Origin of the sequence: Burkholderia sp. Bp8984, from assembly GCF_003853755.1 — a bacterium.
Lineage (GTDB): Bacteria > Pseudomonadota > Gammaproteobacteria > Burkholderiales > Burkholderiaceae > Burkholderia.
On the sequence record NZ_QTQN01000050.1, the window covers coordinates 1 to 22,321 of the forward strand.

Below are 22,321 nucleotides of genomic sequence, written 5' to 3' on the forward strand. Positions count from 1 at the left end.
GGCAGCGGGTTGCGCGACCAGATGATCATCGCGGCCGTCTGCAGCAGGATCGACACGCCGATCGCGGTGATCAGCGGTGCGAGACGCGGCGCGCGGCGCAGCGGCCGGTACGCGACCCGCTCGATCGTGTAGCCCACGCACGCGCAGACGACGGCGGCGATGCCAAGGCCGATCGTCAGCGTCGCGACGTTGCCGAGTCCGGGAAAGTGGTTCTGCAGCACGGTGATCGCCGACAGGGCGACCATCGCGCCGATCATCAGCACGTCGCCGTGCGCGAAGTTGATGATGCCGAGAATGCCGTACACCATCGTGTAACCCAACGCGATGATGGCGTACACACTGCCGAGCACCAGCCCGTTGAGGATCTGCTGGACGAAAATATCCATTTAAAGCTCCTTGGCCCATGCTGCCGGAGGACGTTGCGCCCCGCGGGTAAGCGAGGAATCGCGCCTTCTCGGCGACACTGCGGGTACTAGTCGATACCGGTAAGGGTGGATCGCCCCGGCGCGCGCCGCCCGGCCTGTACGGCCGGACCTGCCGCCGGAACGGATACAGAAACGACACCGCACTGTTCCGGTGCCATCATGAGTCCCGTCGCTAAATCGTCACGACATCGAGGACGGTGTACTTGGCCTCCTTGAAGTCGTAGGGCAGCGTGCCGCAACGGCCGGTGTCCGGTTGCCCGAACGCCATGCCTTTTTCCGTCCGGGCCGGGGCGAACCCCGCGTCCGGGCAGATCAGGTTCCGCGCCGCGTCGCCCGCGGGCTCGACCACCTTGACGGCGCACATGCCGATGTCGCCAAGGGTTTGCGCTCCGATGCCGGACGCCGTCGCCTGCGGTGCAAGCGGGCCGTCCGCCGCCGCCCGCGCCGCGCCCGAACCGGCATCGCGAAGGTGGCGCCCGACTTTCGTCAGGACTGCGTCGGAATCCGTGAAACGAAGCAGACCGCCCGCCGCGACGCGATGGGTCGCGGCGACACGCTGTTTCGTCGAATCGAAATGAAAGGGAATCAGTGACATCTGCACGTCGCCTGCGTTGCCCCGAAACCCGGGCGCCCGCCGTGCGGCGCGCCCTGCTGCTGCCGCATCATGGCCGGCGGCTCGTTGTCGGGCAATCAGCTTGCCCGTCGCCCGGTCGATGGCAGCGCCGCCGGCGCGTGCTGCCCGCCGTGCCGAATGCATGCCGATCTTCGGGCCCTGCGCGTTGAATTCCTCGATCGCCAAACGTGCCCCGTTGTCCTTGTCACTGTCCGATTGCGCAATGCGGCACACCGACCGCGCCGCACGACCGGGTCCGGCAGCGCGCACGTCGCTGGCCGCCGGTACTGCGGGTGCCGCAGTCTCCCTGCCCGCCTCGTCGTCGCTCTTTTTGCTACAGCCGGCAAGCATTGCAACCGGTGCGGCGACGGACATGGCGTCAGCCAACTTCACATGCATCGAGTAGGTCTCCCGCGCCTTGCCAAAACCCGATTTCAAAGCCATTCCGGCCTGAAAACGGGCGCATTGTAACTCCATTTATAGGCCGCCAATAATCCTGATTCGATGGGGTTTTCCTGCATTGCAACCAATTTTGAGAAGCGGCTACGCGCAGCGATAGCAACCGGGTTGCACCATTGCTGTGAACAATGGTTGCATCTCGTTTTCGCGACGCAAAAAAAAGCGCGCCGGGAGGCGCGCTTCGGGGGTATCGCAGGTGCGATGCGGCAATCAGGCGGCGGGCGGCAGGTTGAGCCCGCGCGGCAGCGGAAACGACACGTTTTCCTCGATGCCGTCGAGGGCGCGGACGTTGCGCACGCCGAGCTCGCGCAGCCGCGCGATCACGGCCTGGGCGAGCACTTCCGGCGCCGATGCGCCGGCCGTCACGCCGATGCGGCGCTTGCCCGCGACCCAGGCCGGATCGATCTGGTCGGGTGCGTCGACCATGTACGCGGCCACGCCGCGCTTCTCGGCCACTTCGCGCAGGCGGCTCGAATTCGAGCTGTTCGGGCTGCCGACGACGATCACGACGTCGCACTGCGGCGCCATGAACTTCACCGCATCCTGGCGGTTCTGCGTCGCGTAGCAGATGTCCTGCTTCTTCGGCTCGCGGATCTTCGGATACTTCGCCTTCAGCGCGCCGATAATCTCGGCCGCGTCGTCGACGGACAGCGTCGTCTGCGTGACGAGCGCGATGCGCTCGGGATCGGCGAGTGCGAGCTTCTGCACGTCCTCGACGCTTTCGACGAGATGCATGCCGCGCTCGACCTGCCCCATCGTGCCTTCGACTTCCGGGTGGCCCTTGTGGCCGATCATCACGATGTCGACGCCGTCCTGGCGCATCTTCGCCACTTCGACGTGCACCTTCGTGACGAGCGGGCAGGTTGCGTCGTAAATACGCAACCCGCGCACGTCCGCCTCGTCGCGCACGGCCTTCGACACGCCGTGCGCGCTGAAGATCACGGTGTTGCCGGCCGGCACTTCCTCGAGTTCCTCGACGAAGATCGCGCCTTTCTTCTTCAGATCCTCGACCACGTACTTGTTGTGGACGATCTCGTGACGGACGTAGATCGGCGCACCGTGCATCGCGATCGCGCGCTCGACGATCTCGATTGCGCGATCGACCCCGGCGCAGAAGCCGCGCGGCTGGGCCAGCAGGATTTCGGCATCGGCGGCGACGGTCTGCCCGGACAGCGTATCGGTGGTGCTCATGATTACAGGATTCCGATGATTTTCACTTCGAACGTGAGCGCTTGGCCCGCGAGCGGATGATTGAAGTCGAACAGCGCCGAGGTTTCGCTGACTTCCTTCAGCACCCCTGCATAGCGGCCGCCGTCCGGCGCGTTGAATTCGATCAGCTCGCCCGGCGTGAAATCGTCGCCGACCATCCCGTTCTCGCGCAGCGTCGACAGCGTCACGCGCTGGAGCATGTCGGGATTGCGGGGACCGAACCCCTGCTCGGGCGTTAGCTGAAAAGTCGAATGGTCACCGACCCTGAGCCCGAGCAGAATCTGTTCCAGCGAGGGCGCCAGTTGCCCGGCGCCGAGCAGCAGCGTGGCGGGCTTGTCGGAGAAGGTGTTGACGATATCGGCGCCGTCGGCCAGTGCCAGCCGGTAATGCAGCGTGACATGGGAACCGGGCTTCACTTCGGATAGATCGATGATGCTCATGAATGACTCGTGTTCGTCGGCGCCCGAACTGGCCGAAAGGCCCGGCGCAAAGCCAATATTGTAAGTCACCTGAGCGCGCAAGGCTGAAAGTGCGACGACGTCGCGCACACGGCCGCCGCCAATGGAGTTTCGATCATGCCGTCATCCTCTCTCGCCGTCGTGCCGTCCGAATGCCGCGACACCGCCGACCCACCGGCCGCTGCGCCGGGCCGCGTCGTCCCGATCCGCCTGCGCAAGCGCCGCCCGGCCGACTGGCGCCCCGAGCGGCCGCGCGAACGGCTGCTGGAGCGCGGGCCCGCCGCGCTGACCGACGACGAGCTGATCGCGCTGCTGCTCGGCACGGGCAAGCCCGGGCATGATGTGTTTGTCACCGCCCGCGCGCTGGTCAGGCAGTTCGGCACGTTGCGCGGCCTGCTCGAGGCGACCTCCGGCGACTTCGAGATGCACCCCGGCATCGGTCCCGCGCGCTCCGCACGGCTCGTCGCGGTCACCGAGATCGCGCGGCGCATGCTGGAGGAGAAGGCGCACGCGCGCCTGCAGATCGATTCGCCTGGCGCCGTCGAGGATTGCCTGCGGCTGAAGATCGGCTCGCGCCCGCACGAAGTATTCATTGCGGTGTACCTCGACGCCCGCAACGGCCTGATCGACATTGAGGAAATCACGCGCGGCTCGCTGACGCGCATGGCCGTCTATCCGCGCGAGGTCGTGCGCCGCGCGCTGCAGCAGAACGCCGCGGCGCTGATCGTCGCGCACAATCATCCGTCGGGCGCGGTCCAGCCGAGCGCGGAGGACCGCCGCCTGACGCGGGTGCTGAAAGACGCGCTCGAACTCGTCGACGTGCGGCTGCTCGATCACGTCGTCGTCGGCACCAGCGATACATTTTCGTTCGCGCGCGCCGGTTGGCTGTAGACTGTGGCCCGGCGACCCGCCCCACGGGCGCCGCAACGACGATGCGAAATTGGGTTTGATTTTTCTGAACTTTTTCTGCTAGAATCGTCGTCTGTCTTTTTTCCAACCAGTTCTAGCCATCGAAGGGCCTTGTCTTTACAGGCTTCGGCGTTCTGAGTGCAGCCATGGATCACGTGGCAGTACGATGGAACCTTCATCGGCGATCGAACCCCGAATTTAGCGTATTAGGAGTGCTCTCATGGCACGCGTATGCCAAGTAACTGGGAAAGCGCCGATGAGCGGCAACAACGTTTCCCACGCCAACAACAAGACGAAGCGCCGCTTCCTGCCGAACCTGCAAAACCGCCGGTTCTGGGTGGAGAGCGAAAACCGCTGGGTGCGCCTGCGCGTCTCGAACGCCGGCCTGCGCCTGATCGACAAGAACGGCATCGATTCCGTGCTCGCTGACCTGCGCGCACGCGGCGAAGCCTAAGCCCAAGGAGCACAATCATGGCAAAAGGCGCACGCGACAAGATCAAGCTTGAGTCGACCGCTGGTACGGGTCACTTCTACACGACCACGAAGAACAAGCGCAACATGCCGGAAAAGATGGCGATCAAGAAGTTCGATCCCGTCGTCCGCAAGCATGTGGAATACAAAGAAACCAAGATCAAGTAATCTCCGGTTTCTGCCAGCCTGACGGCGACCGAAAAGCCCCGCACATGCGGGGCTTTTTGTTTTGCGCGGTTTCGCGCGCACGCTCGGGCCCGACGCGGTATGCTCTCCCCTTTCCGCGGCCGAGGTCGACGGAACGCACAAGATCTAAAGCGTAACGATGGAGATGCAGCATGAAATTCGACGTGGCGATCGTCGGCAGCGGCCTGGCAGGGCTGTCGGTCGCACTCAACCTGGCCAGCACGCGACGTGTCGCGCTGATCGCGAAACGTTCGATGATGGAGGGGGCAAGCGATAACGCGCAAGGCGGCATCGCGGCCGTCCTCGATTCGGCGGACAGCATCGAGAACCACGTCGACGACACGCTGGTCGCCGGCGGCGGGCTGTGCGACGAAGGCGCGACGCGCTACATCGTCGAGCATGGCCGCGAAGCGATCGAATGGCTGATCTCCCAGGGCGTGCCGTTCACGAAGGACGATGCGGCCGAACTTGGTTTCCACCTGACGCGCGAAGGCGGCCACAGCCACCGCCGGATCATCCACGCGGCCGACGCGACCGGCCATGCGGTGCTCGCGACGCTGTCCGACCGCGCACGCCAGCATCCGAACATCACGTTCTTCGAAAACCACCATGCGATCGACCTGATCACGTCGGACCGGCTCGGGCTGCCCGGGCGCCGCTGTCACGGGCTGTATGCGCTCGACGTCGACAACGACCGCACGATCACGATCGAGGCGCCGCACACGGTGCTCGCGACCGGCGGCGCCGGCAAGGTCTACCTGTACACGACGAACCCCGACACCGCGACCGGCGACGGCATCGCGATGGCGTGGCGCGCGGGCTGCCGCGTGTCGAACATGGAATTCATCCAGTTCCACCCGACCTGCCTGTTCCATCCGTATGCGAAGTCGTTCCTGATTTCGGAGGCCGTGCGCGGCGAAGGCGGCCTGCTCAAGCTGCCGGACGGCACGCGCTTCATGCCCGCACACGATCCGCGCGCGGAACTCGCGCCGCGCGACATCGTCGCGCGCGCGATCGACTTCGAGATCAAGAAGCGCGGGATCGACTGCGTGTATCTCGACATCAGCCACCAGCCGGAAGCGTTCCTGCGCGAGCACTTCCCGACGATCCATGCGCGCTGCCTCGAATTCGGCATCGACATCGCGAAGCAGCCGATTCCGGTCGTGCCGGCCGCGCACTACACGTGCGGCGGCGTCGTCACCGATCTCGCGGGGCGCACCGATCTCGCGGGCCTGTATGCGGTCGGCGAGACGTCGTACACGGGGCTGCACGGCGCGAACCGGCTCGCGAGCAATTCGCTGCTCGAATGCCTCGTGATCGGCCGCGCGGCGGCCGAGGCGATCGAAGCGGCCGGCTTCGACGCTGCAACGCCGGCCAAGCTGCCCGCATGGGACGAAAGCCGCGTGTCGGATGCGGACGAGGAAGTCGTCGTCGCGCACAACTGGGACGAACTGCGCCGGCTGATGTGGAACTATGTCGGCATCGTGCGCACCGACAAGCGTCTCGAGCGCGCGAAGCACCGCTTGTCGCTGCTGCGCGACGAGATCCACGAGTACTACGCGAACTTCCGCGTGACGCGCGACCTGCTCGAGCTGCGCAATCTCGTCGACGTCGCGACGCTGATCGTGAAGAGCGCGTACTCGCGCCGCGAAAGCCGTGGGCTGCACTACAGCCGCGACTGGCCGCACACGCTGCCGAAGGCGCTGCCGAGCGTGCTCACGCCCCGCTCGCGCCGCTGACCTGTACGCCCTTCCCGGCTGCCGCCGCACAAAAAAAGCCGCTGGCGTCATGCGCGCCAGCGGCTTTTTTCGTCAGACGGTATGTCGCGCGGTCAGTCGACGATCCGCATCGAGTAGTCGGTCGCGCGCACGTCCTTCGTCAGCGCGCCGATCGAGATACGGTCGACGCCCGTCTCCGCGAACGTGCGCACCGTATCGAAATTGACGCCGCCCGACACTTCGAGCACGGCCTTGCCGGACGCGATGCGCACTGCCTCGCGCATCATGTCGAGCGTGAAGTTGTCGAGCAGCACCGACTGCGCGCCATGCGCGAGCGCCGTGTCGAGCTGCGCGAGCGTCTCGACTTCGACCTGCACCGGCACGCCCGATTCGAGCGCGAACGCCGCATCGAGCGCTTCGCCGACACCGCCGGCAGCCGCGATATGGTTTTCCTTGATCAGGATGCCGTCGTACAGCGCCAGACGCTGGTTCTCGCCGCCGCCGACCCGCACCGCGTACTTCTGCGCGAGCCGCAGGCCCGGCAGCGTCTTGCGCGTATCGAGGATCTTCGTGCGCGTGCCTTCGACGCGATCGACGTAACGACGCGTCGCGCTCGCGACGCCCGACAGCAGCTGCAGGAAGTTCAGTCCGTTGCGCTCGGCCGTCAACAGCGCGCGCGCCGGCCCTTCGAGTTCGCAGACGGTCGAATCCGGCGCCATCCGGTCGCCTTCGCGATAGCGCCACTGCACGACGATCGACGGATCGATTCGCGCGATGACGGCCTCGAACCACGGCACGCCGCACAACACGGCTTCCTCGCGCACGATGATGCGCGCACGGCGCCGCTCGCCGGCCGGCACGAGCCGCCCGGTCTGGTCGCCGGTGCCGACGTCTTCGGCGATCGCGTCGGCGACGTTGCGCGCGATCGCTTCGTCGAACGCCGCGCCGTATTGTGCGCGGACGGCTTCGAACAGCGGAGAGACTGCGCCGGTCATGCAGCCCCCACGTTCGCGAACAGTTGCTGATCGCGCTGCAGATCGCCGCTCGCTTGCACGCGCTTCTTGTGCGCCGCGGCGAAATCGAGCATCCGGTCGATCGGCAGACGCGCGCGCGCGCCGATCGCCGGATCGACGAAGATCTCGTTGTGACCGCGCTCGAGCACGTCGGCGAGGTTCGCGAGGCCGTTCATCGCCATCCACGGGCAATGCGCGCAGCTCTTGCAGGTCGCACTGTTGCCGGCCGTGGGCGCGGCGATGAAGGTCTTGCCGGGCGCCGCGATCTGCATCTTGTGCAGGATGCCGAGGTCGGTCGCGACGATGAAGTGCGTCGCGTCGAGCTTCACGGCGGCATCGATCAGCTGCGTCGTCGAGCCGACGACGTCCGCCTGCGCGACGACGTTTTCCGGCGACTCCGGATGCACGAGCACCTTCGCGTCCGGATATTCGGCACGCAGCAGGTCGAGCTCGATGCCCTTGAATTCGTCGTGGACGAGGCACGAACCCTGCCACAGCAGCATGTCCGCGCCGGTTTTCTTCTGGATGTAGCTGCCGAGATGGCGATCCGGTGCCCAGATGATCTTCTCGCCCCGCGCGTGCAGGTCCGCGACGATTTCGAGGCCGATCGACGACGTGACCATCCAGTCCGCGCGGGCCTTCACGGCGGCGCTGGTGTTCGCGTAGACGACGACGGTGCGGTCGGGATGCGCATCGCAGAACGCGGAGAATTCGTCGACCGGGCAACCAAGATCGAGCGAGCAGGTCGCGTCGAGATCGGGCATCAGTACGCGTTTGCCGGGGCTCAGGATCTTCGCGGTTTCGCCCATGAAGCGTACGCCGGCGACGACGAGCGTCTGCGCGTCGTGGTCGCGGCCGAAACGGGCCATTTCGAGCGAATCGGCGACGCAGCCGCCGGTTTCGTCCGCCAGTTCCTGCAGCTCGGCATCCACGTAGTAGTGAGCGACGAGCACGGCCTTTTCACGTGCGAGCAGCGCCTTGATGCGCGCCTTCAGTGCGGCGCGTTCTTCGGCAGACGGCGCCTCGGGCACTTTGGCCCACGCCTGGCCTACCCCACAGACGGTTCCCGCCGAGACCGGCCGGTCGTACTCGACGGGTTTGATCGTCGATTGCATCTCCATATCTCCTGTCGACCCGAGTTAGCGCTTTAGCGCTTACTCGGGTCCCATGCTTCGCGGTCGGCCAGAGTTGGCACTTCAGCGCTTGCTCCAGCCCATCCCTACGCTCGCCCCGGGGCGCCACGTCAATGCTGCCCCGAGCCTCATACGAATTCCGGCGCTTCCGGTCGCCCTTCGAAAACCGGCCGCCCAAATGAAAAAACCCCGCCAACGCGGGGTTTGTGACGTCCTGAGATTCTAATCGATTTCGAATCAGGCGTAGCGACGCAGGCGCGTCGCGAATTCCTGCAGCGCCTTGATGCCGCTTTGTTCCGCGCGATGGCACCAATCCTGCAATTGCGCGAGCAGCTGTTCGCGCGAAGCGGTCGAGCGATCCCAGATCGCGGCCAGATCCTGGCGCAGCTGGAAGTACGTGTGCAGCTTCTGGCTGTTCGCGAAGATCTCCGGCAGCAGCTTCTTCTGCGGTTCGTCGAGGCCGTCGGCGTCCTTGTGGAACCACTTGCGCGCGCCGCGCATCAGCTGGTACTTCTCGCTCGAACCGAGTTCCTTCAGGTGCGCGAGCTCCTGACGATAGGCACGCTTCACGGCCTTGCCGTAGCGCGCCATCACTTCGTAGCGGTTCGACAGCACGGCCTGCAGCGTTTCCTGGTCGAGCACCGTCTTCGGCTTGTTCAGGCGCGGCGTCGGTGCAACCTTCTTCACCTTCGCGAGACCGAATGCCGACATGATGCGGATGTACATCCAGCCGATGTCGAACTCGTACCACTTGTTCGACAGCTTCGCCGACGTCGCGAACGTGTGGTGGTTGTTGTGCAGCTCTTCGCCGCCGATCACGATGCCCCACGGGAACAGGTTCGTGCTCGCATCGGCCGAGTTGAAGTTGCGGTAGCCCCAGAAATGGCCGAAGCCGTTCACGACACCCGCGGCCCAGAACGGAATCCAGACCATCTGCACGGCCCACACGGTCAGGCCGAGCACGCCGAACAGCGCGACGTCGATCACCATCATCAGGCTCACGCCAAGGATCGGGTACTTCGAGTACACGTTGCGCTCGATCCAGTCATTCGGCGTGCCGTGGCTGAACTTGCGCATCGTTTCTTCGTTCTTCGCTTCCGCGCGATACAGCTCGGCGCCTTCGAGGAACACCTTCCAGATGCCGCGCGTCTGCGGGCTGTGCGGATCTTCCTCGGTTTCGCACTTCGCGTGGTGCTTGCGATGGATCGCGGCCCACTGGCCCGTCAGCATGCCGGTCGTCATCCACAGCCAGGCGCGGAAGAAGTGACTCGCGATCGGGTGCAGCTCCAGCGCGCGGTGCGCCTGGCAGCGATGCAGGTAGACCGTCACGCCGATGATCGTGACGTGCGTGACGGCAAGCGCGAACAGCGCGACCTGCCACCACGAAAAGCGCAGGAGCCCGTGGGAAAGAAAATCGAGCAGGGAATTCAACAAGGCAGTTACCTGTGGTGAGAGCGATGCCGGCGCAGGCCGACGTCATAAAAATGAAAGCATACCGCGTGTAGACCGGAATTTTACTTCAACCGTTCCAAGTCTTTGTAAAAAATGAATATTCTCTTGTCTTGACGCAACGCAAACAGTCCATCGGCGGACCGGGAAAGCCACGCGATCCGGTTCTGGCCGCGGGCTCCGCCCGATTCGCGCCGTCGGCCGCATCTACGCGGCCGACGCCCGCCCGTCCACCGATCGGCCATCGGCCACGGGCACGCCCTCGGCGACCACGCCGGTCGCGGCGAACCCCTCCGGCAAACCGACCACGCGCACTTCGCGCTGCGGGAACGGAATCGAGATCCCGTGCTCGCCGAACAGCCGCCAGATGTTGCGGTTCACGGACGAACGCACGCCCGACGTGCCCTTCGCCGCATCCTCGATCCAGAAGCCGAGCTCCAGGTCGATCCCGTCCGCGCCGAAGCCGACCAGATACGGCGTCGGCGCCGGCTCAGCGAGCACGCGCGGCACGCCCTTCGCGGCTTCCGCGAGCACCGCGAGCGCCTGCTCGACGTCGCTGGTATAAGCAATCTGCACGGCGACCTTCGCGTAGCCGCGCGTCAGGTACGACGACTGGTTCTGCACGACGTCGGTGATCAGTTTCTCGTTCGGGATCAGCGTCTCGTTGCCGTCGAGGCCGCGCACGACCGTATAGCGCGTGCGGATCTGCGTGACGACGCCCTGGAGCCCGCCGACGCTGATCGCGTCGCCGAGCCGCAGCGAACGGTCGAGCAGGATGATGAAACCCGACACGTAGTTGCTGGCGATCTTCTGCAGCCCGAAGCCGAGGCCGACACCGACCGCGCCGCCGAACACGCCGAGCACCGTCACGTCGATGCCGACCAGCGACAGCCCGATCAGGATCGCCGCGAACACGAGCAGCGCGCGGCCGATCCGCGACATCACGACCTTCAGGTTCGCGTCGAGCGTGGTGGCGCGCGCGAGGCGCTCCTCGAGCACCGAGCCCAGCCACATCGCGACCATCAGCGTCACGCACACCCACAGCGCGCCGGAGATCACCGACAGCAGCGTGAGGTGCGCATTCGCGACGCGGAACTGCACGCTGTCGAGCCACGCGATCACGTCGCGCTGGATCCCGAGCACCGTCAGCACCATCGCCGCCCACACGATCACCGACACGATCTTCTCGACGATCGACAGCCACGCATGCGTGTGGCCGTCGCGGGCGAACACGCGCCGCGCGAAGAAGAACAGCACGTAGATCAGCCCGATGCCGAACAGCGGCACGAGCGCGAGCGACAGCAGCGACGTCGACATGAACGGGTCGAACCCGAGCTGCGCGGCCAGCACGAACAACCCGCCGAACAGCGGGAACAGCGCGCGCTTCAGGCTCTGCGCCCCGGCGCCCGGCATCCGGCCGGCGGCGCGCCGGCGCGCGTCGATGCGGCCGTGCACGAACCGCGCGGCAACCCATGCAAAACACAGCGCGCCGACGAGGATCGCCGCCTGCCAGATCATTACCGGCTGGTTGAAGTCGCGGATCACCGACGCGAGCCGGTGCGACAGCAGGCGGTTCTGCAGATTCTCCATCGTCCGTGCGCCCCGCCGTTACTGCGCGGCGCGCCGTTCCAGCACCGCGGCGAAGAAGCCGTCGGTCGCATGGCGGTGCGGCCACAGCGACAGGTAGTCGCCGGTCTCGAGTTCGATGCGCTGGTCGGCCAGCACCTTCTGTGCGGGCACCAGCACGAAGTCCGGATGGTCGGCGAGGAACTGCTCGACGATCGCCTCGTTTTCCGCGTCGAGCACGCTGCAGGTCGCGTATACGAGCCGGCCACCCTTCTTCACGAGACGCGCGGCGCTCGCGAGGATCGACGCCTGCTTCGGCGTGAGTTCCTCGATCGACGTGCGCGTCTGGCGCCACTTGAGGTCGGGGTTGCGGCGCAGCGTGCCGAGGCCGCTGCACGGCGCATCGACCAGCACGCGGTCGATCTTGCCCGCGAGCCGCTTGATCTTCGCGTCGTGTTCGCTGTCGATCAGCACCGGGTTCACGTTCGACAGCCCGCTGCGCGCGAGGCGCGGCTTCAGCTTCGTGAGGCGCTTTTCCGACACGTCGAACGCATAAAGGCGCCCGGTCGAGCGCATCATCGCGCCGAGCGCGAGCGTCTTGCCGCCGGCGCCCGCGCAGAAATCGACGACCATCTCGCCGCGGCGCGGCGCGACCAGCGAGCACAGCAGCTGGCTGCCTTCGTCCTGCACCTCGATCTGGCCTTCCTCGAACAGCTTCAGACGCGTGAGCGCCGGCTTGCCGACGACGCGCACGCCTTGCGGCGCGAACGGCGTCTCGCCCGCGTCGATGCCGTTCGCGCGCAGCGCGTCGATCACCTGGTCGCGCGTCGCCTTCTGCGCGTTGGCGCGCAGGTCGAGCGGCGCCGGGTAGTTCAGCGCGGCGGCGAGCTGCGCGAGTTCTTCTGCGTCGAAACGGGCGGACAGCGCCTGGTAGATCCAGTCGGGCAGGTTCGTGCGCACGCGCACCGGCAGGCTCGCCGGATCGATCTTCGACACGTGCTCGAGCCACGCGGCCTCGGTGTCCGACACGAACGGCTTCAGCGCATTGCGGCCGAGCGTCTGCATCAGGCCGAGCAGCGTCAGGCGCCGCGCGGGGCTGCCCGTGCCGCTCTCGGCGAGGTGCGAGAACTCCATCTTGCGGCGCAGCACCGCGAACACCGCCTCGGCGATCACGCCGCGCTCGGCGTGGCCGAGCTTCGGGTGCGCACGGAAGAACCGGCTCGTCGTCGCGTCGGCGGGGCCGGTGAACTTCAGCACCTCGGCCAGCAAGGTCTCGGTCTGGCCAATCAGGAATCCGTGCAGCTTCATACGCCCTCGCTCGTTTCGGTATGCGGTTGATCCGCGAAAATCCAGCGCGCCTCTTCCGGCGCGACCACTGCCCTGCCGTTCTCGAGGCGCAGGCGCCCCTCGACGAACCAGCGGACCGCACGCGGATACAGCACGTGCTCGACCGTCAGCACGCGCTGCGCGAGCGCGGCCGCGTCGTCGCCCGCGCGCACGGGCACCGCGCCCTGCGCGACGATCGCACCGCTGTCGAGTTCGGGAATCACGAAATGCACGCTCGCGCCATGCAGCGCGACGCCGGCATCCAGCGCCTGCTGGTGCGTGTGGATGCCCTTGAAGCTCGGCAGCAGCGACGGGTGGATGTTCAGCAGCCGGCCTTCATATCGTCTGACGAAATCGGGCGTAAGGATGCGCATGAAGCCGGCAAGCACGACGAGATCGGGCGCGAAGCGGTCGATCTCGGCGGCGAGCGCCGCGTCGAAGCTGTCGCGGCCGTCGAACGAGCGATGGTCGACCACCGCGGTCGCCACCCCGTGCGACGCGGCAAAAGCCAGGCCGGCCGCGTCGGGCCGGTTGGCGATCACGGCGGCGACCTCGGCCGGCCAGCGTTCCTGCGCGCACGCGCGGACGATGGCCTCCATGTTGCTGCCGCGACCGGAAATCAGGATCACGAGTTTTTTCATCCGCGAATTTTACCATTCGCCCCCGCGTTTCCCCCCTTCTCGGCCGCCGGGCCGCCCGAACGTTTATAATCTTCTGCTTTGCGGCATCCCACCGCCCATTCCCCGACGCTGCATCCGCTATCGTGAAAGTCTTCCGCGGCCTGCCCAACGCCGAGAGCCGCGCGCCGTGCGCGCTGACGATCGGCAACTTCGACGGTGTCCATCGCGGCCACCAGGCCCTGCTCGCGCGCGTGCGCGCGGCAGCGGACGCGCGCGGCCTGCCCGTGTGCGTGATGACCTTCGAGCCACACCCGCGGGAATTCTTCAACCCGGCCGGCGCGCCGCCGCGCATCGCGATGCTGCGCGACAAGCTGGAAGCGCTGCGCGAGCACGGGGTCGACCGCGTCGTCGTCGAGCACTTCAACCATACGTTCGCAAGCCAGTCGCCGCAGGCGTTCGTCGAGCGCACGCTGGTGAACGGGCTGCACACGCGCTGGATGATGGTCGGCGACGATTTCTGCTACGGCGCGAAGCGCGCGGGCACCTTCGACACGCTGAAGGCGGCCGGCGAGCAGTACGGCTTCGAGGTCGAGCAGATGGGCACGGTCGCCGGCAGCGACGGCACGCGCATCTCCAGCTCGGGTGTGCGCGCCGCGCTCGCGGCGGGCGATCTCGCCGCGGCTGCGCAGGCGCTCGGCCACGGCTACGCGATCAGCGGCCACGTCGCGCACGGGCTGAAGCTCGGCCGCGACCTCGGCTTCCCGACCCTGAACCTGCCGATCGCGCACAAGCGGCCGGCGCTCGCGGGCATCTTCGTCGTGCAGGTGCACGGCCTGGGCCCCGCCCCGCTGCCGGGCGTCGCGAGCCTCGGGCTGCGCCCGACCGTCGACGATTCCGGCCGCGTGCTGCTCGAAGTCCACCTGCTCGACTGGCACGGCGACGCGTACGGCAAACTCATCCGCGTCGAATTCCTGAAGAAGCTGCGCGACGAGGCGAAGTTCGACGATCTCGAGGCGCTGTCGCGCGCGATCGCGCTGGACGTCGCGAATGCACGTGCGTACTTCGTCGAGCGCGACCGCGCGCCGGGCAGCCGCACGACCGGCTTCTCGACCTCGGCGACCGACCGAATTAGCTGATCCGGCCGGCGGCGCCCCGCGCCGCACCCTCGCGCCGCCGACCCGCGCGCATCCCCGATTCACGACGCACGAGCGTCCCCCGATTTAGATAGCGATCCCATCATGAGCAACAAGAAAGCCGATTCGAAACCGCAGGCCAAGTATCCGGTCAACCTGCTCGACACGCCGTTCCCGATGCGCGGCGACCTGCCCAAGCGCGAGCCGCAGTGGGTCAAGGAATGGGAAGAGCGCGGCATCTACGAGAAGATCCGCGCGGCCAGCCAGGGCCGGCCGAAGTTCATCCTGCACGACGGCCCCCCGTATGCGAACGGCGACATCCACCTCGGTCACGCGGTCAACAAGATCCTGAAGGACATCGTCGTCAAGTCGCGCAACATGGCCGGCTTCGACGCGCCGTACGTGCCGGGCTGGGATTGCCACGGGATGCCGATCGAGATCCAGATCGAGAAGCAGTTCGGCAAGTCGCTGCCGGCGGCCGAAGTGATGAGCAAGGCGCGCGCGTACGCGACCGAGCAGATCGAGAAGCAGAAGGTCGGCTTCAAGCGTCTCGGCGTGCTCGGCGACTGGGCGAACCCGTACAAGACGATGAACTTCGTCAACGAGGCGGAAGAAATCCGCGCGCTCGGCAAGATCATCGAGAAGGGCTACGTGTATCGCGGGCTGAAGCCGGTGAACTGGTGCTTCGACTGCGGCTCGGCACTCGCCGAGGCGGAAGTCGAGTACAAGGATCGCACCGACCCGACGATCGACGTGATGTTCGCGTTCGCGGAACCGGAAAAGACCGCGCAGGCGTTCGGCCTGCCGGCACTGCCGCGCGCCGAGGGCGGCATCGTGATCTGGACCACCACGCCGTGGACGATCCCCGCGAACCAGGCGCTGAACCTCCATCCGGAAATCGTCTACGCGCTGGTCGACACCGAGCGCGGGCTGCTGATCATTGCGGAAGAACGTGTCGAAGCCTGCATGACCGACTTCAAGCTGACCGGCCGCGTCGTCGCGACCGCGCCGGGCGTGAAGCTCGCGAACCTGCGCTTCCACCACCCGCTCGCATCGGCCCACCCCGGCTACAAGCGCACCGCGCCCGTCTACCTCGGCGACTACGTGACGACCGACACCGGTACCGGCGTCGTGCACTCGTCGCCCGCCTACGGCATCGAGGACTTCCAGTCGTGCAAGGCGCACGGGATGACCGACTCGGACATCATCAACCCGGTGATGGGCGACGGCCGCTACATCGAATCGCTGCCGCTGTTCGGCGGCCTGTCGATCTGGGACGCGAACCCGAAGGTCGTCGACGCGCTGCGCGAGGCCGGCTCGCTGCTGCGCAGCGAGCACTACAAGCACAGCTACATGCACTGCTGGCGTCACAAGACGGCGATCATTTACCGTGCGACGTCGCAGTGGTTCGCCGGCATGGACGTGACGCCGCGCGACGGCGGCAAGACGCTGCGCGAAACCGCGCTCGAAGGGATCGACGCCACCGCGTTCTACCCGTCGTGGGGCAAGCAGCGCCTGTTCAGCATGATCGCGAACCGTCCCGACTGGACGCTGTCGCGCCAGCGCCAATGGGGCGTGCCGATGGCGTTCTTCGTGCACAAGGAAACCGGCGAGCTGCATCCGCGCACGCTCGAACTGCTCGAGGAAGTCGCGAAGCGTGTCGAGCAGTCGGGCATCGAGGCGTGGCAGACGCTCGATCCGCGCGAGCTGATCGGCGACGACGCGAACCTGTACGAAAAGAACCGCGACACGCTCGACGTGTGGTTCGACTCGGGCACGACGCACTGGCACGTGCTGCGCGGCTCGCACAAGGATCAGCTGCAGTTCCCGGCCGACCTGTACCTCGAAGGCTCGGACCAGCACCGCGGCTGGTTCCACTCGTCGCTCTTGACCGCATCGATGATCGACGGCCGCGCGCCGTACAAGGGCCTGCTCACGCACGGCTTCACGGTCGACGGCGAAGGCCGCAAGATGAGCAAGTCGCTCGGCAACGGAATCGACCCGCATGAAGTCGCGAACCGTCTCGGCGCGGAAATCATCCGTCTGTGGATCGCGTCGACCGACTACTCGGGCGAACTCGCGATCTCCGAGGAAATCCTGAAGCGCGTGACCGAAGGCTATCGCCGCATCCGCAACACGCTGCGCTTCCTGCTCGCGAACCTGTCGGACTTCGACTTCGCGCAGCACGCGGTGCCGGTCGACGAATGGCTCGAGATCGACCGCTACGCGGTCGCGTTCTCCGCGCAACTGCAGACGGAACTGCTCGGCCACTACGAGAAGTACGAATTCCACCCGGTCGTCGCGAAGCTGCAGACGTACTGCTCGGAAGACCTCGGCGGCTTCTACCTCGACGTGCTGAAGGACCGCCTGTACACGAGCGCGGCCGATTCGCGCGCACGCCGCTCCGCGCAGACCGCGCTGTACCACCTCACGCACGGGCTGCTGCGCGTGCTCGCGCCGTTCCTGTCGTTCACCGCGGAAGAAGCGTGGAAGGTGTTCCAGCCGGCCAGCGACACCGTGTTCACGGAAACCTACTACGCGTATCCGGAAGTCGCCGGCGCGGCCGCGCTGATCGAGAAATGGGCGCTGCTGCGCGACGTGCGCGGCAACGTGACGAAGGCGCTCGAGGAAGCCCGCACCGCGAACCGCATCGGCTCGTCGCTGCAGGCCGAAGTGGCCGTGCATGCGAGCGGCGCGCGCTACGACGCGCTGACGAGCCTCGGCGACGACCTGAAGTTCGTGCTGATCACGTCGGCGGCAACGGTCGTGAAGGTCGACGACGAAGCGCAGGAAAGCGTCGACGTGGCCGCGTCGAAGTACCAGAAGTGCGAACGCTGCTGGCACTACCGCGAGGACGTCGGCGCGCACGCCGATCATCCGACGCTGTGCGGCCGCTGCTTCTCGAACCTGTTTGAAAACGGCGAAATCCGGAGCGCTGCGTAAATATGGCGAAAACCCTGTCGAAACCGGCCAGCGGCGCGCTCGCGCCCTGGCTCGGCATTTCGCTGATCGTGATCCTGTTCGACCAGCTGTCGAAGATCGCGATCCTGAAAACGTTCGCGTACGGGGCGCAGCATGCGCTGACGTCGTTCTTCAACCTCGTGCTGGTGTACAACCGCGGCGCCGCGTTCGGCTTCCTGTCGACCGCGAGCGGCTGGCAGCGCTGGGCGTTCACCGCGCTCGGCGTCGGCGCGACGCTCGTGATCTGCTTCCTGCTGAAGCGCCACGGCCACCAGCGGCTGTTCAGCGTGTCGCTCGCGCTGATCCTCGGCGGCGCGCTCGGCAACGTGATCGACCGGTTGATCTACGGCCACGTGATCGACTTTCTCGATTTCCACCTCGGCGACTGGCACTTCCCGGCGTTCAACCTCGCCGATTCCGCGATCACGATCGGCGCGGTGCTGCTGATCTACGACGAACTGCGTCGCGTGCGCGGCTCGCGCTGAGCGCGCATACTCGGTGGCGACGGCCGGCTTCGCGCCGGCCGTTCCGTTTGACCCTTGGAGGCCTGAGTTGGCACACGCAGAACTCGCAGGAAAACACCTCGTTCTCGGCCTGACGGGCGGCATCGCCTGCTACAAGATCGCCGAGCTCACCCGGCTGCTGACGAAGGCAGGCGCGACCGTGCAGGTCGCGATGACCGAAGCCGCCACGCAGTTCATCACGCCCGTCACGATGCAGGCGCTGTCCGGCCGGCCCGTCTACATGAGCCAGTGGGACGCGCGCATCGGCAACAACATGGCGCACATCGACCTGTCGCGCGAAGCCGACGCGATCGTGATCGCGCCCGCGTCGACGGACTTCCTCGCGAAGCTCGCGCACGGGTTCGCGGACGACCTGCTGTCGACCCTGTGCGTCGCGCGCGACTGTCCGCTGCTCGTCGTGCCCGCGATGAACCGCCAGATGTGGCAGAACCCGGCCACGCAACGCAATGCCGCGCAACTGCGCGCCGACGGCGTGTCGGTGCTCGGCCCCGATTCGGGCGCGCAGGCGTGCGGCGAAGTCGGCGACGGCCGCATGCTCGAGCCCGAGGCGATCTATGAGGCGATCGTCTCGCACTTCGCGCCGAAGGTGCTCGCGCACCGCCGCGTGCTGATCACGGCCGGCCCGACGTTCGAGCCGCTCGATCCGGTGCGCGGCCTCACGAACCGCTCGAGCGGCAAGATGGGCTTCGCGCTCGCGCGCGCCGCGCAGCAGGCCGGCGCCGACGTGCATCTCGTCGCGGGGCCGGTCGCGCTCGACACGCCGTGGGGCGTGTACCGCCAGGACGTGCAGACCGCGCAGCAGATGTACGACGCGGTGATGCAGGCGGTAGCCGACGCCGACATCTTCATCGCGGTGGCCGCGGTCGCCGACTGGCGCGTCGATCAGCCGGCCGAGCACAAGATGAAGAAGACGGCCGACCGCAAGATGCCGGCGCTCGCGTTCGTCGAGAACCCCGACATCCTCGCGTCGGTCGCGGCGCTGCCCGATCCGCCGTATTGCGTCGGCTTCGCGGCCGAAAGCGGCGACCTCGACGTGCACGGCGACGAGAAGCGCAAGCGCAAGAACGTGCCGCTCCTGGTCGGCAACCTCGGCCCGCTGACGTTCGGCCGCGACGACAACGAAGTCGTGCTGTTCGAGGCAGCCGGCCTCACGCGCCTGCCGCGCGCGCCGAAGGACGAGCTCGCGCACGTGCTCGTCGCGGAAATCGCGAAGCGCCTGCCGGACAACCGCCTGATCTGATTACCCGCGCGGCGGCCCGCGCCGCCGCGCCCTTCCCGACCGATTCGACGACCGCATGAAACTCGACCTGAAGATTCTCGACGCGCGCATGCGCGACTACCTGCCCGCCTACGCGACCACCGGCAGCGCGGGCCTCGACCTGCGCGCGTGTCTCGACGCGCCCGTCACGCTGCAGCCGGGCGAAACGACGCTGGTTCCGACGGGCCTCGCGATCCATCTCGAAGACCCCGGCTACGCAGCGCTGATCCTGCCGCGCTCGGGCCTCGGCCACAAGCACGGGATCGTGCTCGGCAACCTCGTCGGCCTGATCGATTCCGACTACCAGGGCCAGCTGATGGTGTCGACGTGGAACCGCGGCCAGACCGAGTTCGTGCTGAACCCGTTCGAGCGGCTCGCGCAACTCGTGATCGTGCCGGTCGTGCAGGCGCAGTTCAACATCGTCGACGACTTCGCGCAAAGCGATCGCGGCGAAGGCGGCTTCGGCAGCACCGGCCGTCACTGAACGGCGCAACGCAAAAAGGGGCCTCGCGGCCCCTTTCCTTTTTCCGATTCAGTGTGACTGCGCTCACCGCTCGGCCGTCTGCGCGATCCGCGCGGGTACGAGTTCGCGGCGCCGCGCCTGCGCGATGCTCGCGTAGATCACCAGCGCGACCAGCACGCCGAGCAGCACCGCCGACGAGCCGACCGTGCCGAGCGCGAGTCCACCCTTGGCGACCGGTTTCGTCAGCAGGTCGCCGACCGTCGCCCCGAACGGACGCGTGAGCACGAACGCCGCCCAGAACAGCAGCACGCCGGAAATGCGCGTGAAGTAGTGCGCGAGCACGATCGCCGCGAGCAGCCCGCCGATCAGCAGCGCGCCGCCGCCGAAGCCGAGGCCCGAGCTGTCCGCGAGGAAATCGCCGAGCGCGGTGCCGAGCGTGTTCGAGAACAGGATCGCGATCCAGTACAGCAGCTCGACCTTGCGCGTGCGGATCAGGTCGACCGACAGCGATTCGCCGCTCAGGCGCCACACCGTGAAGATCGCCAGCAGGATCGCGACGAGAATCGACGAGCCGGCCGCATAGCCGAGGCCGAGCGTGCGGTCCATGAAGTCTGACATCGTCGTGCCCGCCGTGCTCGTCGCGACGATCACGGCCCAGTAGATCGCCGGGCGATATTGCGTCGTCCTGAGCTGCGCGCCGAGCGTGACGAGAAAGAAACCGAACAGCAGGATCGAGCTCACCGCATAGCCGACGTTCAGCGTCATCGAGAGCAGGTCGCCGCCGGTTTCGCCGAGCGTCGTCGCGCAGATCTTCATGATCCAGAACGCGAGCGTGATTTCGGGAAGTTTGTTCATTCGAACCCCTTTTACAGATGGCGCCGGGCTGGCGTGCGCCGGCCCGGATCGCGGACAGGTTCGAATGTAATCGCCGCCGGCTTAACGGAACCTTAGCGCGGCGGGCGTTGCGATGCCGCGCGGGCCGCAGCCCCGCGGCGGGAACGCACGCGTCAGCGCGCGTGCTGGTGCCGATAGTGCAGCGTGTACGCGAGCGTCAGCAGCACGACGAACACGACGCCGACCACCATCGTCATCCGGAATTCGCGCGTGAACGCGGTCGTCAGCAGGATCGCGCCGACGAGCCCGGCACCGAGCAGGCTGCCGAACGGGTGTCCCCACATCCGGAACGCGAGCGCCGGGCCGCGGTACCGCGCGCGAAAGCGCAGATGCGTGACGAAGATCATCATCCACGTGAACAGCGCGCCGAACATCGCGATCGCCATCATCACGGTAAACGCGGTGTCGGGCGACAGCGCGACCAGCACGGCCGCGACCGCGACGCCGCTGGTCGAGATCCACAGCGCCGCGCGCGGCACGCCGTTGCTGCCGAGCCGGCCGAACACCGCCGGCGCGAGCCGCGCGCGCGACAGGCTGAACATCATCCGCGTCGTCACGTAGAGCTGGCTGTTCATCGCCGACAGCGCCGCGATCAGCAGCACGAAGTTGATCACGCCGGCCGCATACGGCACGTGCGTCGCGGCCATCACCTTCACGAACGGGCTTTCGTCGGTGCCGGCCTGGGTCCAGGGCACGATCGCGAGCATCAGCGACAGCGTCAGCAGGTAGAACAGCACGAGCCGGAACACCGTCGAGCGGAACGCACGCGTGACCGCGTGCTGCGGATCGCGCGCCTCGCCGGCCGCGATCGCGACCGCCTCGATGCTCATGTAGCTGAAGATCGCGACGATCACCGCGACCCAGGTGCCCCACGGCCCTTTCGGCATGAAGCCGCCATGCGCGGTGTAGTTCGCGAAGCCGATGCCGGAAGCCGCCGGCGCCGACCACACGAGATACGCGCCGAGCACGATGAACACGACGATCGCCGCGATCTTCAGCAGCGAGAATGCGTATTCGACCGAGCCGTACAGCGTGACGCTCGCCAGGTTCACCGCGATCAGCAGCGCGGAGAAGCCGATCACCCAATACCAGCCGGGCACGGCCGGAAACCAGTACTTCATGAAGACGGCGATCGCGCTGATCTCGGTGCCGATCGCGAACACTACCGCGAACCAGTATGCATAGCGCACGAGAAAGCCCGCGAGCGGGCCGACGTAGTGCTCGGCATACGCGCCGAACGAACCGGCCGTCGGATGCGCGACCGTCATTTCCGCGAGCGCGCCCATCAGCAGCAGCGCGATCAGCGCGCCGATCGCGTACGAAACCAGCACGCTCGGGCCGGCGAGCCCGATCGCGAACCCGCTGCCGAGGAACAGCCCCGTGCCGATCGCGCCGCCGATCGCGATCATCGCCATCTGCCCGGACGTCAGCGCATGGCGCAAGCCTTGTTCGCGCGCGACGATGTTGTCGAACGATCGTTGTTGTTGTGTCACTGCGTTACCACTCCCCTGCACCGCCATCGCGCCACCGGCG

General features: G+C 66.9%; 21 protein-coding genes. 9 read left to right on the forward strand and 12 right to left on the reverse strand.

The genetic code is table 11. The annotated features are described in order from the left end of the window. The 4 genes from DID98_RS32710 to DID98_RS32725 all read right to left on the reverse strand — a co-directional run. Positions 1-386 (reverse strand): branched-chain amino acid ABC transporter permease (locus DID98_RS32710; protein ID WP_148093547.1); only part of this gene is annotated, 386 nt, incomplete at its 3' end. Between the two features lie 211 nt (positions 387-597). Then, complete coding sequence (locus DID98_RS32715; RefSeq protein ID WP_124487003.1) at positions 598-1,437, reverse strand: branched-chain amino acid ABC transporter; 840 nt, start codon at positions 1,435-1,437, stop codon at positions 598-600. 270 nt (positions 1,438-1,707) lie between these two features. Further along, complete coding sequence (gene ispH / locus DID98_RS32720; protein ID WP_044845600.1) at positions 1,708-2,688, reverse strand: 4-hydroxy-3-methylbut-2-enyl diphosphate reductase; 981 nt, start codon at positions 2,686-2,688, stop codon at positions 1,708-1,710. Positions 2,689-2,690: 2 nt separating this feature from the next. After that, positions 2,691-3,146 carry a peptidylprolyl isomerase gene (locus tag DID98_RS32725; protein ID WP_044845599.1) on the reverse strand — a complete coding sequence of 152 codons (456 nt, stop codon included), beginning with the start codon at positions 3,144-3,146 and terminating at the stop codon, positions 2,691-2,693. A gap of 135 nt (positions 3,147-3,281) precedes the next feature. Between DID98_RS32725 and radC the strand changes: the two genes are divergently transcribed. The 4 genes from radC to nadB all read left to right on the forward strand — a co-directional run bounded on the left by radC (position 3,282) and on the right by nadB (position 6,469). Beyond that, positions 3,282-4,055, forward strand: coding sequence for a RadC family protein (gene radC, locus DID98_RS32730; RefSeq protein WP_124572034.1), 774 nt, complete (start codon positions 3,282-3,284; stop codon positions 4,053-4,055). A gap of 238 nt (positions 4,056-4,293) precedes the next feature. Continuing rightward, complete coding sequence (rpmB, locus tag DID98_RS32735; RefSeq protein ID WP_004186391.1) at positions 4,294-4,527, forward strand: 50S ribosomal protein L28; 234 nt, start codon at positions 4,294-4,296, stop codon at positions 4,525-4,527. Between the two features lie 17 nt (positions 4,528-4,544). Then, a complete protein-coding gene (gene rpmG, locus DID98_RS32740; protein WP_006478046.1) occupies positions 4,545-4,712 on the forward strand; it encodes a 50S ribosomal protein L33 in 168 nt (55 codons plus the stop codon). 170 nt (positions 4,713-4,882) lie between these two features. Continuing rightward, the gene (nadB, locus tag DID98_RS32745; RefSeq protein ID WP_044845597.1) at positions 4,883-6,469 is read left to right on the forward strand and encodes an L-aspartate oxidase; all 1,587 of its coding nucleotides are present in this window, start codon (positions 4,883-4,885) and stop codon (positions 6,467-6,469) included. Between the two features lie 92 nt (positions 6,470-6,561). On the opposite strand, the gene nadC is transcribed toward nadB, so the two are convergent. From nadC to purN, 6 genes are all read right to left on the reverse strand, one after another. Continuing rightward, positions 6,562-7,443 (reverse strand): carboxylating nicotinate-nucleotide diphosphorylase, encoded by an 882-nt coding sequence (gene nadC, locus DID98_RS32750; RefSeq protein WP_124523875.1) that lies wholly within the window; start codon positions 7,441-7,443, stop codon positions 6,562-6,564. Next, on the reverse strand, positions 7,440-8,576 hold the full coding sequence (gene nadA, locus DID98_RS32755; protein ID WP_124572035.1) for a quinolinate synthase NadA: 1,137 nt from the start codon (positions 8,574-8,576) through the stop codon (positions 7,440-7,442). The genes nadC and nadA overlap by 4 nt, the downstream gene beginning before the upstream one ends. Before the next feature lie 255 nt (positions 8,577-8,831). Continuing rightward, positions 8,832-10,028: an acyl-CoA desaturase gene (locus tag DID98_RS32765; protein WP_124523871.1), complete on the reverse strand. Its 1,197-nt coding sequence runs from the start codon at positions 10,026-10,028 to the stop codon at positions 8,832-8,834. A 222-nt stretch (positions 10,029-10,250) separates the two neighbouring features. Continuing rightward, a complete protein-coding gene (locus tag DID98_RS32770) occupies positions 10,251-11,633 on the reverse strand; it encodes a mechanosensitive ion channel family protein (protein ID WP_124486993.1) in 1,383 nt (460 codons plus the stop codon). 18 nt (positions 11,634-11,651) lie between these two features. Further along, complete coding sequence (locus DID98_RS32775) at positions 11,652-12,917, reverse strand: RsmB/NOP family class I SAM-dependent RNA methyltransferase (RefSeq protein ID WP_044845593.1); 1,266 nt, start codon at positions 12,915-12,917, stop codon at positions 11,652-11,654. Then, on the reverse strand, positions 12,914-13,576 hold the full coding sequence (purN, locus tag DID98_RS32780) for a phosphoribosylglycinamide formyltransferase (protein ID WP_124486992.1): 663 nt from the start codon (positions 13,574-13,576) through the stop codon (positions 12,914-12,916). Before purN ends, DID98_RS32775 begins: the two co-directional genes overlap by 4 nt. 122 nt (positions 13,577-13,698) lie before the next feature. Here purN and DID98_RS32785 point away from each other — a divergent pair, with 122 nt between their 5' ends. The 5 genes from DID98_RS32785 to dut all read left to right on the forward strand — a co-directional run bounded on the left by DID98_RS32785 (position 13,699) and on the right by dut (position 19,915). Next, on the forward strand, positions 13,699-14,691 hold the full coding sequence (locus tag DID98_RS32785; protein ID WP_124572036.1) for a bifunctional riboflavin kinase/FAD synthetase: 993 nt from the start codon (positions 13,699-13,701) through the stop codon (positions 14,689-14,691). A gap of 102 nt (positions 14,692-14,793) precedes the next feature. Continuing rightward, positions 14,794-17,631, forward strand: a complete 2,838-nt coding sequence (gene ileS / locus DID98_RS32790) for an isoleucine--tRNA ligase (protein WP_124523867.1) — start codon at positions 14,794-14,796, stop codon at positions 17,629-17,631. 2 nt (positions 17,632-17,633) lie between these two features. Continuing rightward, complete coding sequence (gene lspA / locus DID98_RS32795) at positions 17,634-18,134, forward strand: signal peptidase II (RefSeq protein WP_044845589.1); 501 nt, start codon at positions 17,634-17,636, stop codon at positions 18,132-18,134. A 67-nt stretch (positions 18,135-18,201) separates the two neighbouring features. After that, positions 18,202-19,413, forward strand: coding sequence for a bifunctional phosphopantothenoylcysteine decarboxylase/phosphopantothenate--cysteine ligase CoaBC (gene coaBC / locus DID98_RS32800; RefSeq protein ID WP_124486990.1), 1,212 nt, complete (start codon positions 18,202-18,204; stop codon positions 19,411-19,413). 55 nt (positions 19,414-19,468) lie between these two features. Beyond that, positions 19,469-19,915 (forward strand): dUTP diphosphatase, encoded by a 447-nt coding sequence (gene dut / locus DID98_RS32805; RefSeq protein ID WP_124486989.1) that lies wholly within the window; start codon positions 19,469-19,471, stop codon positions 19,913-19,915. A gap of 63 nt (positions 19,916-19,978) precedes the next feature. On the opposite strand, the gene DID98_RS32810 is transcribed toward dut, so the two are convergent. Next, positions 19,979-20,749 (reverse strand): membrane protein, encoded by a 771-nt coding sequence (locus DID98_RS32810; RefSeq protein WP_044845586.1) that lies wholly within the window; start codon positions 20,747-20,749, stop codon positions 19,979-19,981. A gap of 152 nt (positions 20,750-20,901) precedes the next feature. Beyond that, a complete protein-coding gene (locus DID98_RS32815; protein WP_124572037.1) occupies positions 20,902-22,281 on the reverse strand; it encodes an amino acid permease in 1,380 nt (459 codons plus the stop codon). Positions 22,282-22,321 lie beyond the last annotated feature (40 nt).